This window comes from Euzebyales bacterium (assembly GCA_036374135.1).
Taxonomy (GTDB): domain Bacteria; phylum Actinomycetota; class Nitriliruptoria; order Euzebyales; family JAHELV01; genus JAHELV01.
Map to the genome: position 1 here is coordinate 84,569 of DASUUK010000045.1, position 16,540 is coordinate 101,108.

General features: G+C 71.4%; 17 protein-coding genes. 2 read left to right on the plus strand and 15 right to left on the minus strand.

Going from position 1 to position 16,540, the window contains the following annotated elements:
- Window positions 1–100 precede the first annotated feature (100 nt).
- The 12 genes from VFZ70_08130 to VFZ70_08185 form a co-directional block, all read right to left on the minus strand.
- Complete coding sequence (locus VFZ70_08130; GenBank protein HEX6255766.1) at window positions 101–742, minus strand: MOSC domain-containing protein; 642 nt, start codon at window positions 740–742, stop codon at window positions 101–103.
- Between the two features lie 220 nt (window positions 743–962).
- Window positions 963–2,255 (minus strand): glutamate-1-semialdehyde 2,1-aminomutase, encoded by a 1,293-nt coding sequence (hemL, locus tag VFZ70_08135; protein HEX6255767.1) that lies wholly within the window; start codon window positions 2,253–2,255, stop codon window positions 963–965.
- A gap of 214 nt (window positions 2,256–2,469) precedes the next feature.
- Complete coding sequence (locus tag VFZ70_08140; protein HEX6255768.1) at window positions 2,470–3,477, minus strand: aldo/keto reductase; 1,008 nt, start codon at window positions 3,475–3,477, stop codon at window positions 2,470–2,472.
- Window positions 3,478–3,742: 265 nt separating this feature from the next.
- Complete coding sequence (locus VFZ70_08145) at window positions 3,743–4,108, minus strand: nuclear transport factor 2 family protein (GenBank protein HEX6255769.1); 366 nt, start codon at window positions 4,106–4,108, stop codon at window positions 3,743–3,745.
- Window positions 4,101–5,096, minus strand: coding sequence for a porphobilinogen synthase (gene hemB, locus VFZ70_08150; GenBank protein HEX6255770.1), 996 nt, complete (start codon window positions 5,094–5,096; stop codon window positions 4,101–4,103). Before hemB ends, VFZ70_08145 begins: the two co-directional genes overlap by 8 nt.
- A gap of 53 nt (window positions 5,097–5,149) precedes the next feature.
- Window positions 5,150–5,293: a hypothetical protein gene (locus tag VFZ70_08155; protein ID HEX6255771.1), complete on the minus strand. Its 144-nt coding sequence runs from the start codon at window positions 5,291–5,293 to the stop codon at window positions 5,150–5,152.
- 164 nt (window positions 5,294–5,457) lie between these two features.
- The gene (gene cobA / locus VFZ70_08160) at window positions 5,458–7,044 is read right to left on the minus strand and encodes a uroporphyrinogen-III C-methyltransferase (protein ID HEX6255772.1); all 1,587 of its coding nucleotides are present in this window, start codon (window positions 7,042–7,044) and stop codon (window positions 5,458–5,460) included.
- Window positions 7,034–7,990 (minus strand): hydroxymethylbilane synthase, encoded by a 957-nt coding sequence (gene hemC, locus VFZ70_08165; GenBank protein HEX6255773.1) that lies wholly within the window; start codon window positions 7,988–7,990, stop codon window positions 7,034–7,036. The genes cobA and hemC overlap by 11 nt, the downstream gene beginning before the upstream one ends.
- Window positions 7,991–8,001: 11 nt before the next feature.
- The gene (gene hemA, locus VFZ70_08170; GenBank protein ID HEX6255774.1) at window positions 8,002–9,309 is read right to left on the minus strand and encodes a glutamyl-tRNA reductase; all 1,308 of its coding nucleotides are present in this window, start codon (window positions 9,307–9,309) and stop codon (window positions 8,002–8,004) included.
- On the minus strand, window positions 9,285–9,956 hold the full coding sequence (locus VFZ70_08175) for a bifunctional precorrin-2 dehydrogenase/sirohydrochlorin ferrochelatase (protein ID HEX6255775.1): 672 nt from the start codon (window positions 9,954–9,956) through the stop codon (window positions 9,285–9,287). The genes hemA and VFZ70_08175 overlap by 25 nt, the downstream gene beginning before the upstream one ends.
- A gap of 9 nt (window positions 9,957–9,965) precedes the next feature.
- Window positions 9,966–10,802, minus strand: coding sequence for a redox-sensing transcriptional repressor Rex (locus tag VFZ70_08180; GenBank protein HEX6255776.1), 837 nt, complete (start codon window positions 10,800–10,802; stop codon window positions 9,966–9,968).
- Entirely contained in the window at window positions 10,803–11,045 is a 243-nt protein-coding gene (locus VFZ70_08185) for a glutaredoxin family protein (GenBank protein ID HEX6255777.1), read from the minus strand.
- 136 nt (window positions 11,046–11,181) lie between these two features.
- Between VFZ70_08185 and VFZ70_08190 the strand changes: the two genes are divergently transcribed.
- Window positions 11,182–12,099, plus strand: a complete 918-nt coding sequence (locus VFZ70_08190) for a sugar phosphate isomerase/epimerase family protein (protein HEX6255778.1) — start codon at window positions 11,182–11,184, stop codon at window positions 12,097–12,099.
- A gap of 337 nt (window positions 12,100–12,436) precedes the next feature.
- Here the strand turns inward: VFZ70_08190 and VFZ70_08195 are convergent, their stop codons facing one another.
- From VFZ70_08195 to VFZ70_08205, 3 genes are all read right to left on the minus strand, one after another.
- Complete coding sequence (locus tag VFZ70_08195) at window positions 12,437–13,207, minus strand: hypothetical protein (GenBank protein ID HEX6255779.1); 771 nt, start codon at window positions 13,205–13,207, stop codon at window positions 12,437–12,439.
- A 93-nt stretch (window positions 13,208–13,300) separates the two neighbouring features.
- Window positions 13,301–14,326 (minus strand): lysophospholipid acyltransferase family protein, encoded by a 1,026-nt coding sequence (locus VFZ70_08200; GenBank protein HEX6255780.1) that lies wholly within the window; start codon window positions 14,324–14,326, stop codon window positions 13,301–13,303.
- A complete protein-coding gene (locus tag VFZ70_08205) occupies window positions 14,313–15,407 on the minus strand; it encodes an NAD-dependent epimerase/dehydratase family protein (protein ID HEX6255781.1) in 1,095 nt (364 codons plus the stop codon). Before VFZ70_08205 ends, VFZ70_08200 begins: the two co-directional genes overlap by 14 nt.
- 277 nt (window positions 15,408–15,684) lie before the next feature.
- Between VFZ70_08205 and VFZ70_08210 the strand changes: the two genes are divergently transcribed.
- Window positions 15,685–16,500 carry a DUF4397 domain-containing protein gene (locus VFZ70_08210; protein HEX6255782.1) on the plus strand — a complete coding sequence of 272 codons (816 nt, stop codon included), beginning with the start codon at window positions 15,685–15,687 and terminating at the stop codon, window positions 16,498–16,500.
- The last annotated feature ends 40 nt before the right edge of the window (window positions 16,501–16,540 follow it).

Below are 16,540 nucleotides of genomic sequence, written 5' to 3' on the forward strand. Positions count from 1 at the left end.
CCTGGGACCCACGGGCGATCAGCGCCAAGGACCGCAGCGCAGGCAGCTGAGCGTCAGCGGCGGCGTCGGGCGCGACGACGGCGGCCACACGGTCGGGGGGTCAGCCCGCCGCGAAGGCCTGTCGGCGGGCCCAGGCGGCCATGGACGACACCAGGCCGGGCAGGTCGATCAGACGGGCCGCCTCACCGCGGTCGCGGCGGTGGATCCGGTGGGTGTCGGACACGGTCACGTCGTGGTCGGGGCGGTCGAGCACGATGATCTCGTCACCGGGACCGATCCGCCCCGGAGCGATGACGCGCAGGTACGCACCTGTGCGGTCCAGCGCACCGAAGCGCCTCGGCCAGGCCTGCTCCCCCACCTGTGCCCCGAATGTCGCGCACGGGATCCTCGGGCCGCTGACCTCGACGGTGACGGTCCCGATGCGCCAGCGCTCACCGATCAGGGCGGCGTTGACGTCGATTCCGCGGGTCGTGAGGTTGTCACCGAAGGTCCCTGGCCGCAGCGCACGCCCGAGCTCGCGCTCCCAGTGGTCGTAGTCCTCGCCCGCGAACGCGTACAGCGCCTGCTCGTTGCCGCCGTGGTGCCGTGTGTCACCGACCTGGTCGGTGACGAAGCCCTCCATGTCGACCTCGACCGGCCCGTCTGTGGGGTGCTTGTCGATCGCGGTCTGCACGATGCCGTTGCCGACGACCTTCGAGCGCGGCGTCGCGACGTTGCAGTGGGTGATGTGCGCGTTGGACATCCGCTGACCCGACGACGCAGTGAGGAGCGCCTGCCAGCCTACGATTGGCGGGACGGATCGCTACGGCGCTGATCGCACCAGCGCGCGTGCGCGGTCGTCGCCGCTCCACCGAGGGTGGACGTGGCACGGTCCACCAGGCGGCATGTGCCGCAGCAGCCACCGCGGACCACGGGCGACACGCCGGCCAGTCGCAGGTGTGCAAGCCCTCGATCGGCGCGGCCTACAGGGTCGTGGCCACCTCAGCGGCCGCGCCCACTGTCGCTTCGAGGTCTTCGTCGGACTGGGCGAGGCTGAAGAAGAACGCCTCGTAGCCCGACGGCGGGAGGTACACCCCCCGCTCCAGCATGCCGTGGAAGAAGCGAGCGTAGCGGGCGTGGTCGGCGGCACGCGCCTGATCGAAGTCGCGGACGGGGGCGTCGGCGAAGTACACGCCGGCGAGCGAGCGCACCCGTTGCAGCTGGGCGGGCACGCCGTGCTCGGCGAACGCCTTCGCGAAGCCGTCCAGCACGCGGTCCGCACGCGCCCGGAGACCCGCGTAGACGTCGTCGTCGAGCAGGCGCAGCTGCGCGAGCCCGGCGGCGACCGCGACGGGGTTGCCCGACAGCGTGCCGGCCTGATACACGGGACCGACCGGCGCGAGCTGCGCCATGACGTCGGCGGTGCCTCCGAACGCGGCGAGGGGGAACCCTCCGCCGACGACCTTGCCGAGCGCGACGAGGTCCGGCGTGATGCCGTAGACCTCACTCGCGCCGCCACGCGCGAGACGGAACCCGGTCATCACCTCGTCGAACAGCAGCAGAGCACCGTGTGCGCGGGTGACGTCGCGCAGGTGCTGCAGGAAGCCGGGCTCCGGCGGCACGACGCCCATGTTGGCCGCGACGGGCTCACAGATGACGACAGCGACCTGCGCCCCGACCCGGGCGAACACGGCGTCGATCGCCTCGGAGTCGTTCCAGGGCACGACGATCGTGTCGGCGGCCGCGCCCGGCGTGACGCCGGGCGAGTCCGGCAGGCCGAACGTGGCGACGCCGCTGCCCGCAGCGGCCAGCAGCGCGTCGCTGTGGCCGTGGTAGTGGCCCGCGAACTTGACCAGCTTGGGGCGCCCCGTCGCACCGCGCGCCAACCGGATCGCGCTCATCGTGGCCTCGGTGCCGCTGGACACGCACCGCACCTGATCGACACCGGGCACGCGCGCGACGATCTCCTCGGCCAGCGCCACCTCGGCCTCCGTCGGCGCGCCGAAGCTCGACCCACGCTCCAGCGCGTCCCGCGCGGCGTCGACCACCTCGCGGCGACCGTGGCCCAGGATCAGCGGGCCCCAGCTGTTCACGTAGTCGATGTAGCGGCGTCCATCGACGTCGTACAGGTACGCCCCGTCACCACGGGCGATGAACCGGGGCGTGCCACCCACGCCACGAAACGCCCGGACCGGCGAGTTGACCCCACCGGGGATCACCCGCTGGGCGCGGGCGAACAGCTCCGCCGACCTTGCCGCCTGCTCGGATGTCGTCATCGCACTGATCCTCGTTCGCGAACTTCCACGTCAGCCGGGGAACAATCCACCGCCCCGCGTTGACAACTCTCCCCAGATGGCGCGCGACGCCCACGACCGGGGAACAATCCACCGCCCCGCGTTGACTACTCTCCCCAGATGGCGCGCGACGCCCACGACCGGGGGAACAATCCACCGCCCCGCGTTGACAACTCTCCCCAGTGCACCGGGTGCGTCAGGCGTTCACCTTCGTCGTCTGGTCCGACATGTGCGTCACGCCGAAGTTGTCGGCGTACAGCGCGGCGACACGTGCGAGCTCGTCGGCGGTGAGGTCCGGCGTGTCGGACGCGCCCGCGAACTCCGCGATCTGATCGCGGCCGTAGATGTTGGGCAGGGTCGTCGCGACGTGGTCGTCGGCCAGCATCCAGCGCAGCGCCGCCTGCCCGAGCGTGCGCCCCGGCTCTTTCAAGAAGTCGAGCGTGCCGACCTTCTGTACGCCCTCGACCAGCCAGCTCCGGGGACGATGTCGGCGGTGATCGGTCTTGTCGAACACGGTGTCGACGGTCAGGTTGCCCTCGAGCATCCCGCTGGAGTGGGGAACCCGCACGATCATCTGCGTGCCAGTCTCGGCGGCGACATCCAGCAGCTCGCGGCCCGGCGACTGCTCGAGCAGGTTGTAGATCATCTGCACGGCCGGCACCTGGCGGGTGCGCATGGCGTGGACGCCCTCGTCGAGCCAGCCGATCTTGGGGCCGAGCGCAACGCCGAAGGCGCGGATCTTGCCCGCGCGGCGGGCATCGTCCAGCAGTTCGAACAGCGCGTCGTCATCGATGTGGGGCATCCGCGGGTTGTGCAGCTGCCACACGTCGATGTGCTCGACCCCGAGACGACGGAGGCTGTCATCGAGTGCCCGGCGGACCCCGTCGAGTGAGAAGTCCTTCGCGCGTTCCTGCTGGCCGCGCCGGCTGGCGGTCGACGCGTCGGAGATGTCGTAGCCGAACTTCGTACCGATCACGATCTGATCGCGCACGCCGGCCAGCGCCTTGCCGAGCACCTGCTCGGCGTAACCCTCGGCGTAGGCGTCGGCCGTGTCGAAGAACGTGATGCCGGCGTCGAAGGCGGCGCGGTGCAGGTCGATCGCCTCGGCCTCGGTGTAGTCGCCCCACCACCCCGTCGTCACCGTCCAGTTGCCGAAGCCGATCTCGCTGACATCGATGTCCGGTGTGAGCTGGCGGTACCGCATGGCGTCTGACTCCTCGTTCGAGCGGGCATCGCCGAGCCTAGTGCGCGACGGTGCGCGGGGCCCCGCGCACCCACGTCGAATCGGCCAGCGTGTCGACCGCCTCGTTGCCACCGGACCATCGTCCCGCGATGCCCGTTCGCGCAATGCTCCGCCACACGACCCCGCGTTGACGGGCGTCCCGTCCGTGATCGGAACATGCAGAAAGCCGGCCCCCGCTCAGGTTGACGGAGACCGGCCGGCCGCACGACCGGTGCGCGGCGCGATGTCAGGCCGCAGGGAGGTCCCGGTAGATGCGTACGCGAACGAGCCGGTCGTCGCGGACGGTGTAGAAGGCGGCGACAGCGATGTCGTGCGCGGCGCCGTCGACGGTCAGCTGCTCCGTCAGCTCACATGCCACCGTGTCACCATCGATGACGATGCGTTGCACCGTCAGGCGTGCGGTGACCGGCGACGCGAAGCTGTCCGCGAACAGCGCACGGATCGCACGGGCACCGATGGCCGTCTGTTCGCCGACGGAGAACACCGCGTCGTCGGCGATGTCGGCCATGACGGCCGGCAGGTCCGCTGCGTTGAACGCCGCGATGTGCGCCTCGACGACGCCGTGGGGTCCGGCCGGGCCCGTGTCAGACACTCGTCAGGCGGCGCGCCATCCACCCCGCCGCGTAGGTGATCACCAGATCCGCGCCGGCGCGCGCGACCGACGTCAGCACCTCGGCCATCGCGCGGTCCCCGTCGAGCCAGCCTCGCTCGGCGGCGGCGTGGATCATCGCGTACTCGCCGGACACGTGATACGCGGCGAGCGGCATGCCGGTCTCCTGCTTGACCCGCCACACCAGGTCGAGGTACGCCACGGCCGGCTTGACCAGCAGCACGTCGGCGCCCTCCGCTGCGTCGGCCAGCGCCTCGCGCACGCCTTCGTCACCGTTGGCCGGGTCGAGTTGGTAGGTCGTGCGGTCGCCGAACTGCGGGGCGCACTCGGCGGCGTCGCGGAACGGCCCGTACAACGCGCTGGCGTACTTGGTGCAGTACGCCATGATCCCGGCGGACTCCGCGTGCCCCGCATCGTCAAGGGCATGGCGGATGACGCCGACCTGGCCGTCCATCATCCCGGACGGCGCCACCATGTCCGCGCCCGCGGTGGCCTGACTGACCGCAGCGCGCCCGTACGCCTGGTTGGCGGCGTCGTTGTCCACGGTGCCGTCGTTCCGCAGTGGACCGCAGTGACCGTGCGACGTGTACTCGTCGAGGCAGGTGTCCGCGATCAGCACGAGGCCGTCGCCGTGATCGTCGCGGAGCGCGCGCAGCCCCTGCTGGAGGATCCCATCGTCGTTCCAGGCCTGGGACCCCTCGGCGTCCTTGTGCGCCGGCACGCCGAACAGCAGCACCGCGCCGACGCCGGCCGCGCGGAGGTCCTTGACCTCGTCGCACAGGCTCGAAACCGTGTGCTGCACGACCCCGGGCATCGAGTCGACGGGCCGAGGCTCGGAGATGCCCTCCTTGACGAACAGCGGGGCGACGAGGCGGTCCGGCGTCAACGTGGTCTCGCGGACCAGCGTCCGCAGCGCCGGCGTCCGGCGCAGGCGGCGTGGTCGGGCGTGCGGGAACGGTGCGGGTTGCATGATCGTGAGCCTAGTCGCGGCGCATCGTGTTGTCGTGCGCCCCGCCCGCGACGTTACTCGCCGTCGTCCTGCAGGACCTCCTCCTGGGCCTCGTCGATGTTCTGGTTGGTGTCCTCCTGCAGACCCTCGACGGTGTTGGCGCAGGCCGACAGCAGGAACAGGGCGAGCATCAGCAGCACTGCCAGGCGTGTACGCATCGCAGGTCTCCTCGGGCGACGGATGTGGTGTGCAGATGCCCATGCCGGCAACCTACGACACGTGTACGACAGTCCTGGACGCCGATCGGTGCGGCTCAGGCCACTCCGTCAGTCGCTGCGCCTTCCTCTCCCCCGCCCTGGTTCTCCTGCCCGCCGCCGCCTGGCTACGACCTGACCGGTTCGCGGGCGGCCGCAACGACGGCGTCGACCAGTCCGTCGATGTCGTGCGGCGTCGCCTCGGCGTCCACGCGGAGACCGAGCTGACGGCAGGTCTCGGAGGTGACCGGCCCGATCGACGCGACCCGGACGGAGTCGTGCAACGGACCGTCCAGCAGGTCGACGAGGTTGCGCACCGTTGACGACGACGCGAACGCAACCACATCGATCGCCCCGGCACGCAGCGCGTCGTGCGCGTCCGCATCGAGGCCGTCGACCCGCCGGGTGCGGTACGCCTCGACCTCGACGACGTCCCAGTCGGCCTCGAGCAGTGCCTGCGCCAGGGTCGGCGTGGCGATGTCGGCGCGGGGCAGCAGCACCCGTGAGGGGTCGTCCGCGGCGATCAACGCGTCGGCGAGCCCGCGCGTCGTGTAGCGCTCGGGCACCAGATCGGCTACCAGGCCGTGCCGGGCCAGAGCGGCGGCGGTGCCCGATCCGACGGCCGCGAGGCGCACACGGGACAGCAGGCGCGCGTCCGCATCGAGCGCGATGATCTGATCCCAGAGCGCGGCCACGCCGTTGACGCTGGTCAAGGCGATCCAGTCGTAGGCGCCGTCGGCGACCTCGGCGACCCTCTGCGCCAGCGCCTCGGGTGCACGCGTCGGCTCGATCGCGATCGTCGGTGCCTCCACGGGTTCGCCACCGAGCGCGCGCAGCCGGGCGGACAGCTGGCTCGCCTGCTGACGGGTGCGCGGCACGAGCACGCGACGTCCGTGCAGCGGTCGCCGGTCGGTGACCGAGTCGACCCCGGAGCCCTCGAACCACGCAAGTTGATGATGCAGCGCCGCCACGTCGCCGACCACGATCACCGCCGGCGACGACACCCCGGCCTCGGCGATGCGCTCCGCGACGGTCTCCAACGACGCCACGACGGTCCGCTGACGGGGCGTCGACGCCCACTGCACGACGGCGACCGGTGTGCGCGCCGCGCGGCCCGCCGCCTGCAGCGCCGACGCGATCGCACCGATCCGGCCCACGCCCATCAGCAGCACCAACGTGCCGGGGAACGCCGCCAGTGCGTCGTAGTCGACCTGCGTGGCGTCCTTGGTCGGGTCCTCGTGCCCGGTGACGACGGCGAACGCCGGGGCCAGGCCGCGGTGCGTCACCGGGATGCCGGCATACGCGGGCCCTGCGATCGCGGACGTGACCCCGGGCACGACCTCGTACGGGACGTCGGCGGCACGGCACGCCTGTGCCTCCTCGGAGCCGCGGCCGAACACGAACGGATCGCCGCCCTTGAAGCGGACCACCGCTTCGCCGGTGGCCGCCTCCCGCACGAGCAGGGCGTTGATCTCGTCCTGCGACAGCGCGTGGCGATCCGGCGACTTGCCCACGAAGACCAGTCGCGCGTCAGTGCTGCACAGCGCGAGCGCCTCGGCCGGCGCCAACCGGTCATAGGCGACGACGGTCGCGGTAGACAGCAGGTGCGCCGCGCGCAGGCTCAGCAGTGCGGGGTCGCCGGGGCCGCCGCCGACCAGGTGCACGGTGCCCGGTTCGGCGGGCGGGCCGGCGAGGCCGGCCGCCTCATCCCACATGGCCTGCCCGCACCTGCTGGTCGATGTTGCGCAGCATCGCGTCGCCGCCGAGCTGCAGGATCCGTCCCGCGAGCGACTGCGCCACGTCAGTCGGGGCGTCCACGGGACCCGAAGCCGTTTGGCGCACCACCCGCCGGCGGACGGGATCGGCGAGCATGCCCGCCAGCTCGATCGTGTCGCCCGAGACCGTGGCGAGCGCACCGATCGGCGTGAGGCACCCGCCACCGAGCGTGCGCTGGAACGCGCGCTCGGCGGCGACCGCCGCCCGGGTCGCCGGATCGTCGATCGTCGCGAGGGCGGCCAACGTCGCGTCGTCGTCGGCGCGGCACTCGACGGCCAGCGCACCCTGCGCAGGTGCCGGCAGGCACTCTCCCGGCTCGAGGGTCACCGCCTTCAGTGGCAGGCCCAGCGGGCCGATCCCGCCGATCGACGGATCCGTGTACAGCCGCCGCAGGCCGGCGAGGGCGACCACCACCGCGGTCAGCTCGCCGTCGACCACCTTGCGCAGCCGTGTGTCGACGTTGCCGCGGATCGCCAGGACCTGCAGATCGGGGCGCACGCGCAGGAGCTGGAGCTTCCGGCGGGCGCTGGACGTCCCGACGGTCGCGACCGATGGCAGCGACCGCAGCAGATGTCCGTCGCCGGTGACGAGCACGTCGCGAGGGTCCTCACGGCGCGGATAGGCGCCGATGCTCAGCCCGTCGACGGGGTCGCCCGGCAGGTCCTTGGCGGAGTGCACGGCGAGATCACACGTCCCGTCGGCGACCGCCGCGCGGATCGCGTCGACGAACAGTCCCTTGGTCTCGAAGGCCTCCACCGCCTGGTCGGGGTGCAGGTCGCCAGTGGTCGCCAATGGCACCAGTTCGAAGTCGCCGCCGAGCGCCAGGCCCACCTGTGTCGCCTGGGCGCGCGCCAACGCCGAACGGCGTGTCGCGATGCGCAGCATGCCCGGGCCGCTCAGGCGTCGTCGACGACGTCGTCGAGATCGAACAGGTGGCGCACGACCTCCGCCTGGTGGGCCGCGTCGTCGCCGTCGGACGCCGCCTTGAGCCGCACCGTGGGTTCGTGCAGCAGCGTGCTGACGATGCCGCGCGTCAACTGCTCGACCGCCTCGCGCTGTCGCTGGTCCAGGGTTCCCAGCCGGGACGCCAGCCGCGCGAGCTCGGACGCGCGGACGTCCTCGGCCCGTCGCCGCAGCGCCGCGACGGTGGGCTCGACCGGCCGGGCGCGCTGCCAGGCCGTCAACGCCGCGACCTCCTCGGCCACCAGCGCCCGCGCGCGGTCGACCTCGGCGGCGGCGCCACCGTTCCCGGCCTCGCCGGTGTCGTGGGTCGCGTCGTCTGCGGTGACGGCGGCCGACACGGCGTCGACATCGAGCACGGTCACGCCCGGCACGTCGCGGCAGTCGCCGGCGACGTCACGGGGCACCGCCAGATCGACGATGACCAGCGGACGGTCCGGCCGCCGGCGCATCACGTCGTCGAGCACGGCACGGGTGATGATCGGATACCGCGACGCGGTCGAGCTGATGACCAGATCGGACGATCCGAGCGCGTCGGACAGCTCGTCGAGCGGCACGGCGACCGCGCCGCGCTCGACCAGCCGGTCCGCGCGATCCGGTGTGCGGTTGGTGACCAGCAGGCGCTGCACCGCGGGTGGCTCGAGTGAACGGGCGGCCATCGCGCCGATCTTGCCCGCCCCGACCAGCAGCACCGTGCGCTGCGCCAGTGGACCGGTGTGCGCACGCGCGGCGGCGATGCCCGCGTCCAGCATCGACGACGCGGTCTCGGACAACCGCGTTCCGGTGCGCACACGCCGCGCCACCCGCAGCGCCCGCTCGAAGACCAGCCCCAGGCGGGATCCGCAGGCCTGCTCGGACCGCGCCGTCAGCAGCGCCTGCTTCACCTGACGCGCCACCTGACGCTCGCCCACGACCACCGAGTCGAGCCCACATGCGACGGAGAACAGGTGCGACGCCGCCCGCTCATCGTGGTACTCGTACGTCAGTCCGTCGAGGTCCTCGGGGGCGAATCCGCCCCACTCGCACAGGAAGTTGCGTAGGTCGGCGATGCCGCCGTGGAACCGGTGGACCAGCGCGTACACCTCGACGCGGTTGCACGTCGAGAGCACGACGGCCCCGGCGACGTGCGGTCGCTCGGTGAGTGACCGCAGCGCCTTGGGCGCCTGCTCGGCGGACACCGCCAACCGCTCGAGCTGGTCAACGGAGGCGTGCCGGTGGTTCAGTCCGACGACGACAACAGACACGCGAACGCAGCTTCCTTTGCCTGATCGAGACGTCCGGCCCGGATGTGGCCGAGGATATCCGGGCTGTACAACGCGCGCCAACGCGCGCGGCGGTCCGCGACGCCCAGCGCAGCCAGGGCGGTCGCGACCCGCTCGTCACTCCGGAGCTCGCCGGCCAGCGCGACCAGTTCGGCGTGCTCAGGACCGTAAGCGTCCGCCAGCTCGCTGCGGATCAGGCGGGTCAGTGCGGGCGCAGCCCCGGTCGTGGCGACACCGAGCACAAGCGGCCCGCGATGCACGGCACCCATCATCGCCGCCGTCCCGGCGCGACCGTCGTCGACGCGGATGCACATCCGTCCTGCGGCGTCCGCATCGGCGGCCACCGCGGCATTGGCACCCGGGACGTCGGTGGCGGCGATCACGAGGTGGGCGTCACCGATGTCGTCCGCCGCATACTCCCGCGGGATCCACTGCAGCAGCGCGCGTTCCGCAGCGTCGTGGATCCGATGGCAGACCTGCGGCGCGACGACGCGCACGTGTGCGCCCCCATCGAGCAGCCCGAACAGCTTGGCGGCGGCGACATCACCTCCGCCCACGGAGAGGACCCGCAGGCGGGACGGATGGATCAGCAGCGGGATGCCGCCCGGGGGCGGGTCGTCATCCGTCATGACCGGACGTCAGATCTCCGCGTCGCGCTCCGCCGCTTCGAGGCGGCGGCGTGTGGTGCCCCGCAGCACCGATTCCTGCGCGACCTTGCGCTGCTCGTAGAACGACAGGATCTGCAACTCGATCGACAGGTCGACCTTGCGCAGGCTGATGTGGTCGGGCACCGCCAGCACGGTGGGGGCGAAGTTGAGGATCGAGGTGATGCCCGCAGCGACCAGGCGGTCGGCGACGTACTGCGCGTTGCGCGCCGGGACGGCGACGATGCCGATCGTGATCTCCTCTTCCTTGATCACGCGGTCCATGTCGTCCATGTGCGTGATCGTCAGGCCGTCGAGCCGCTCGCCGACCTTGGAGACGTCCGCGTCGAACAGCGCCGCGATACGAAAGCCGCGCTCGCTGAACCCGGCGTACCGCGCGAGTGCGTGGCCGAGGTTGCCGATGCCGACGATGCAGGTCGCCCAGTCCTGCTCGAGCCCCAGCTCGCGGCTGATCTGGTGGATCAGGTACTCGACGTCGTAGCCGACGCCACGGGTGCCGTACGAACCCAGGTAGGACAGATCCTTGCGGATCTTCGCCGAGTTGATGCCCGCGGCCTCAGCGAGCGCGACGCTCGAGACCGTGTGCACGCCCCGCTCGGCCAGGTCGACGAGTGCCCGCAGGTACACGGGCAGCCGGGAAACGCTGGCCTCGGGGATCTGACGAGCGGACACGGACAGCCTCCGACGCGCTGCGCTGGACTCCCCCAGCGTAGGCGCGCGGACCCGCCCCCTCAAAGGACGCTGCGTTCCTCCTCGAACCCTCCCAACCCGCCCGCGCGAACCTGACGTCGTCGGCACGCGGACACGCACTCAGCGCAGCGCCCACTCGAGTTGTTCCGGCGCGATCTGATACTCGGCGATCTCGACGTCGTCGACCGCCACGACCGGCACCCGGACGGTGTAGCGCTCGAACAGTTCGGGGTCGCCGTCGATGTCGACGAGGTCGATGTCCCCCCGCCCCGCTGCCACCCGCCTGACGATCGCGATCGCGTCCTCGCACAGGTGACAGCCCTGCCTCGTGTAGACGGTGATCCTCGGGCGTCGGTCGGTCACGTGCTCGGCCTTTCCATGGAGTCCGCCACGGTGCACGGTGACGCGGGCGCGCTCGCTAGCCTGGCACCATGACCGCGAGCAACGCAGCAGCAGGTCACGAGGCGACGCCGGCGAGCGTAGCGGCGGGCCACCGATCATGACGACCTCCCCGCAGGTGCTCGGCGCCACTGGACCGTTCATGTTCAGCCCACTTGGCTGGACGATGGACGTGTTCGCCGCCGCCGGCTACTCGGCCGTCGAGGTGCTGTTCTCGCAGAGCGCCGAGACGCGCGACAGTGACAAGATCTGCAACTTCGCCCGTGAGGCCGGCCTGTCCGTACCGGTTGTGCACGGTCCCTACATGTTGTTCCTGCGCAATGTCTTCAGCGCCAACTACGTCGAGAAGTCCCGGCGGGCTCTCGAACTGGCCGACGAGGTGGGCGCCCACACGCTGGTGGCGCACCCACCCATGCGCTGGGAGCGGGCGCACGCCGAGTGGGCGCGGTCGGAGGCCGCCGACGAGGCCGATGCGCGTCTCCTGCGATTCGCAATGGAGAACCTGTACCCGCTGTGGGGCGTGCCGTTCTCGTCGGTCGTGGAACCCGGCGAGATGGCCGCGTACCGGCACGTCGTGTTCGACACCAGCCACTTCGCGGTCAGCGGCGTCGACCTGTTCGCCGCCTGGCACGTCCTCGCCGACCGGGTCGCCCACCTACACGTATCGAACAACCTGGGCAACGGCAAGGACAGCCACGCCCCGCTCGACACCGGGGTCCTGCCGATCGACCGGTTCCTTGCGCACGTCGGCAGGAGCGGCTACACGGGCACGATCACGCTCGAGCTGGACATCCGACCGTACGCCGACGACCGCGATGATCTCGTGCGCTTCCTCGACGGCGAGCGACACAAGGCCGAACGCTGGCTGCGTGGCGAGCTACCCGCTGCGGATCACGAAGCCGACCCCGACGCGCAACGCATCGCCGAGGAGCTCGCGCTGGACGAAACGGGCATCGGCGTGACCGGCGACGACTACCGGCGGGCCGGCCGACCCCACAGCCCCGCCCCGCAGAGGTGAGCATGCGCCCCGCGACCACCATTACCATCACCGTGCTGCTGATCGTCATCGTCGGGGCAATGGCGGTCCAGCTGCTGCTCGCGCGCTGACGTCCACCCCGGCAGTTGCCGCCGCATCCGTCCACCGGGGAGACATCACCCGCCATACGTTGACAGGTCTCCCCACTAGCGTCCGCGCCCGGGCAACCGGGGAAACAACACCCGCCACACGTTGACAGGTCTCCCCACTAGCGTCCGCGCCCGGGCAACCGGGGAGACAACACCCGCCATACGTTGACAGGTCTCCCCATTAAGCCGAGCCGCCCCGCGCGCACCACGTGGGATCGCCCACCGACGACCTACGTGAGCTCGCCGCCCTTGTCCCGGACGATGCGGCGCACTGTGTCGATCTGACCGGCCTCGGCCGCAACGATCAACCGCACCGCGTCGGCCAGCTCGGGGCGGTGCTCGTCGCCGAGCGCCCGCGTCTGTCGCGACCGACCGGCGAACCCGGTGAACATGCCGTACAACGCGCCCGCACCCGCACCGGCGCCACCGCATCCGAACGCCAGGCCCCAGAACACGCCGCTGCCGACGCCACCGACCACGGCGCCGATGATCGCGCCGATCACGCCGCCGACCACGGCGCCGACGAGCACGCCGACCCACCACGAGCCGGCCATCCGCCGGACGGTCTCGGCGTCCTCCGCAGCGGTGCGGCCGGGCGCGGCGGTCGCGCCGTGCTCGACGTCGATGCGGTCCGGCGGGATGCCGTGCTCCTGCAGCTGTGCGGCGGCGCGCTCGGCCTGCGCCGCATCGGCGAACGCCGCCTCGATGGGCCGTGTACTCGGTTGCGTGTCCGACATCGCCTTGCTCCTGTGATCATCGTGTGCGCGGCTGGTCCAACCCACGTGCTGCCCGGAGGCGCTCGACCGCGTCCACGTGGTCGACGACGGGTTCCGGTTTGGTCGAGCCACGCGGACGTCGTCGTCGAGATCCCATGGTCGGTGGACCGCGTCGTCGAAGACGAACGATGAAACGACGCGGTCCGCCTCGGCGCTGGTGGCGACCAGCGCAGTGGTGTCATGGACCCGCAGGTCACGGGTGAACAGGACGATCGCGGTGGACATCGACGATCTCGGTCGGCGCGGACCGTCCACCTACCCACCTACGGCCCTGCGTCATGCGTACGGGCGGCTGCGTTTCCCCCCGCCGCGCCCGCCTCAGAAGAAGACCGAGCGCCGACCCATCAGGTTGCGGTACAGCATGTGCTGGATCGTGTCGCGGACCCGGTCCGACAACTCGAGGATCAGCATCGGATCCTCGACGGCGTCCGCGGGCAGGTCCGTGACCCGGATCGGCTCGCCGAAGTCGACCGTCCAGCGCGACGGCAGCGGCAGCAGGCCGAGTGGGCCCAGCCACGGGAACTGCGCGGTGATCGGGAAGTAGGGCAGGTTCAGCAGACGCGCGAGCCAGCGGACGTTGCCGAGGATCGGATACGTCTCCTCGGAGCCGATGATTGCGACCGGGATGATCGGCACCCCGGCACGCAACGCCACACGTACATAGCCTCCGCGGCCGAAGCGCGCCAGCTTGTAGCGCTCGCGGAACGGTTTGCCGATGCCCTTGAAGCCCTCCGGCCAGACGCCCACCAGCTCCCCGCTGCGCAGCAGGCGGACGGCGTCGTCATCGTGCGCCAGCGTGTTGCCGGTCTTGCGCGCGAGCTCGCCGACGATCGGCATGCGCAGGGCGAGATCGGCCGCCAGCTCACGCAGGTTGCGGCCCGCGGGGTGGTCGTCCAGCAGGGCGATCTTGATCATGATCGCGTCGAGCGGCAGGGCTCCGGCATGGTTGGCGACGAGCAGCGCACCCCCGTGCTCGGGAACGTTGTCCAGCCCTGTCGTGCGCACACGGAAGTACGAGCGGTACAAGGGACGGGCGAGCGGGAGGATGACCTGCTCGGTGAGCTCCCGGTCGAAGCCGAACACGTCGATGTCGTAGTCGCCGGTCACCCGCCGCCGTAGGAACTGCAGCAGTCCGACGACGAACCGCTCGACGTCACCCGCGGCACCGGGATCGTCGGCCGCGTCACCCGGAGGGCCGGCCTGCGGGTCGTGGATGCGGCACCGACCACCGGGCCCCGCCCAGTTGCGGCAAGGGCGACCGTCCGGCAACGGCTGCTCGCAGCGTCGACGCACGGAACGGTCGATCGCGATGACGTCCGCCAGGTCGCCCTCACGCCCGCTCATCAGGACCACCCAATCCACCGTTCGGGACGCTCGAGGCGTGCATCACGTCCGGCGCGCCGTCTGCCGCGATCCGACGGATCGCCCGCACAGCCGACAGCTCCCACGACCGGATCCGCCCAGGATCGACCAAGGGCGTGATGCCCTCCTCGGCCAGGAAGGCTTCCAGCGTCTCCCGTGCCCGGTGGCGCGGCGAGTAGCCGAACGTCTCACGCAGGCGCGTGATGTCGGCGACGCGGCCGTACGACAGGAACCGCAGCTGGTCGGTCGGCACGGCGACCACCCCGGCGCGCCGGAACACACCGGCGACCGATTCAACGAGCGGCACCGGGACCGGCACGCGCGGCCGTCCGGCGATGCGCGCCGCCTGGGAGAGGTACAGCACGCCGGGGCCGGCGACGTTGAAGATGCCGGGACGTGTGTCGAGGCACGCCTGGTAGAGCACCTCCACCGCATCGTCGACGTGGCACAGCTGCAACCGCGGGTCGTAGCCCAGCACGGTCGGGATGACCGGCAGCGCAAGGTAGCGGCTGAACGGTGTGTCGATGCCCGCGCCGAGCAGGTTGGCGAACCTCAGGACGGTGAGCACCACGTCGTCGCGTCGGCGCGAGAACGCGCGGGCGTACCCCTCGGCCTCGACGACATCGCGCGCATACCCCGAGCCGGCGTGGGTGGCGGTCTCCTCAGAGAACAGCGACCGGCTGCTGGGGTCGCTGCCGTAGACGGCGGTCGACGACTTCACGATCACCGTGCGCAACTGCGGCGCGCGCTGCGCCGCAGCGAGCAACTGCATCGTCCCGATGACGTTGTGCTCCTTGCGGTCACGCCCGCCCGTGTCCGGCGGTGCCGCAGTGATCGAGAGATGCACCAGGGTGTCGATGCGCTCGCGTTCGAGCACGGTCGGCAGGACCGGGGACGACAGGTCCGCGCGGATCACGCGCGCATCAGCGAGATCGTGCGCGGGCAGCCGGGCGTCGACACCGATGACGAGATCGACGCCGTCGTGTGCGGTCAGCCGCCGCGCCAGCCGTCCCGCCAGCCCACCAGAAATGCCAGTGATCAGGATCCGCCAGCCGTCAGACACCGCACCTCCACCCCGCCGCGCTCGGCGGGCACGCCCACCACAGATGCAGCGACGCGTTCAGCGTGCCCCGCAGTCGACGCGTCAACCCTCGCACGGGCGCGGGGCGCATGCACGCACGGTCCCACTCACATCTGCAGGACACCTGTCCGACGGTACGAGCGCGCTCGTACGTCATTGCGTGCGCCATCATCCACAATCATCCGACCGTGCATCCGAGGCGGGCACCTACACCGGATGTCCCGGCAACTGATCACTGACAACTCTGAGGAGTTTCTTGATGCGTGTACGCCTGACCGCCCTGCTCGCGATTGTGCTCCTCATGATCCTGGCCGCGCCCGCTGCCGCCGATGGGCATGTCGGTCTGGTGACCGTCGTGCACGGCGTGCCCGGCCTGACGGTCGACGTGTACGTCAACGGGGACCTGACGCTGGAGGACTTCGCCCCCGGCACCGTCACCGATCCGCTGGAACTTCCCGCCGGCACCTACGACGTCGAGATCTACCCGGCGGATGCGGACCCCCAGGCCGAGGATCCGGCGATCGCCGGGTCGGCCGATCTGGCCGCCGGGGCCAACGTGTCGTTGGTCGCGCACCTCGACGCCAGCGGCAGCCCGACGCTCAGCGTGTTCGCCAATGACACGTCCACCTTGGACGCAGGCGAGGCCCGCGTGACGGTACGCCACACGGCAGCCGCGCCGGCTGTCGACATCCTCGCCAACGGTGAGGCCGTGTTCACCGGTGTGGAGAACGGTGACGAGGGCGTCGCCGACCTCGCGGCCGGCACCGTCTCCGCGGCGGTCGCGCTGGCCGGCACCACCGACCCCGTGCTCGGCCCGGCAGACGTCGACCTGGCCGAGGGCGTCAACACCATCATCTACGCCATCGGCAGTGCCGAGGAGGGCACCCTCGACCTGCTCGTCCAGACCATCTCCGGCCTGCACGGCGACCCCGATGGCGTCGAATCAGGTACCGGTGGCATCAAGGCCGCCGAACAGCAGCGCGCCGCGCTGCTGCCGTGGTTCGCCGCGCTGGCCGCCATCGGGCTGGCCGGTGCGGGCCTGGGTGTCCGCCGCGCCTCGCTCTCCCGCCACTGAGGCGCGGTCCACACCCACGACCGGGCGTGGGGGGGGGGGG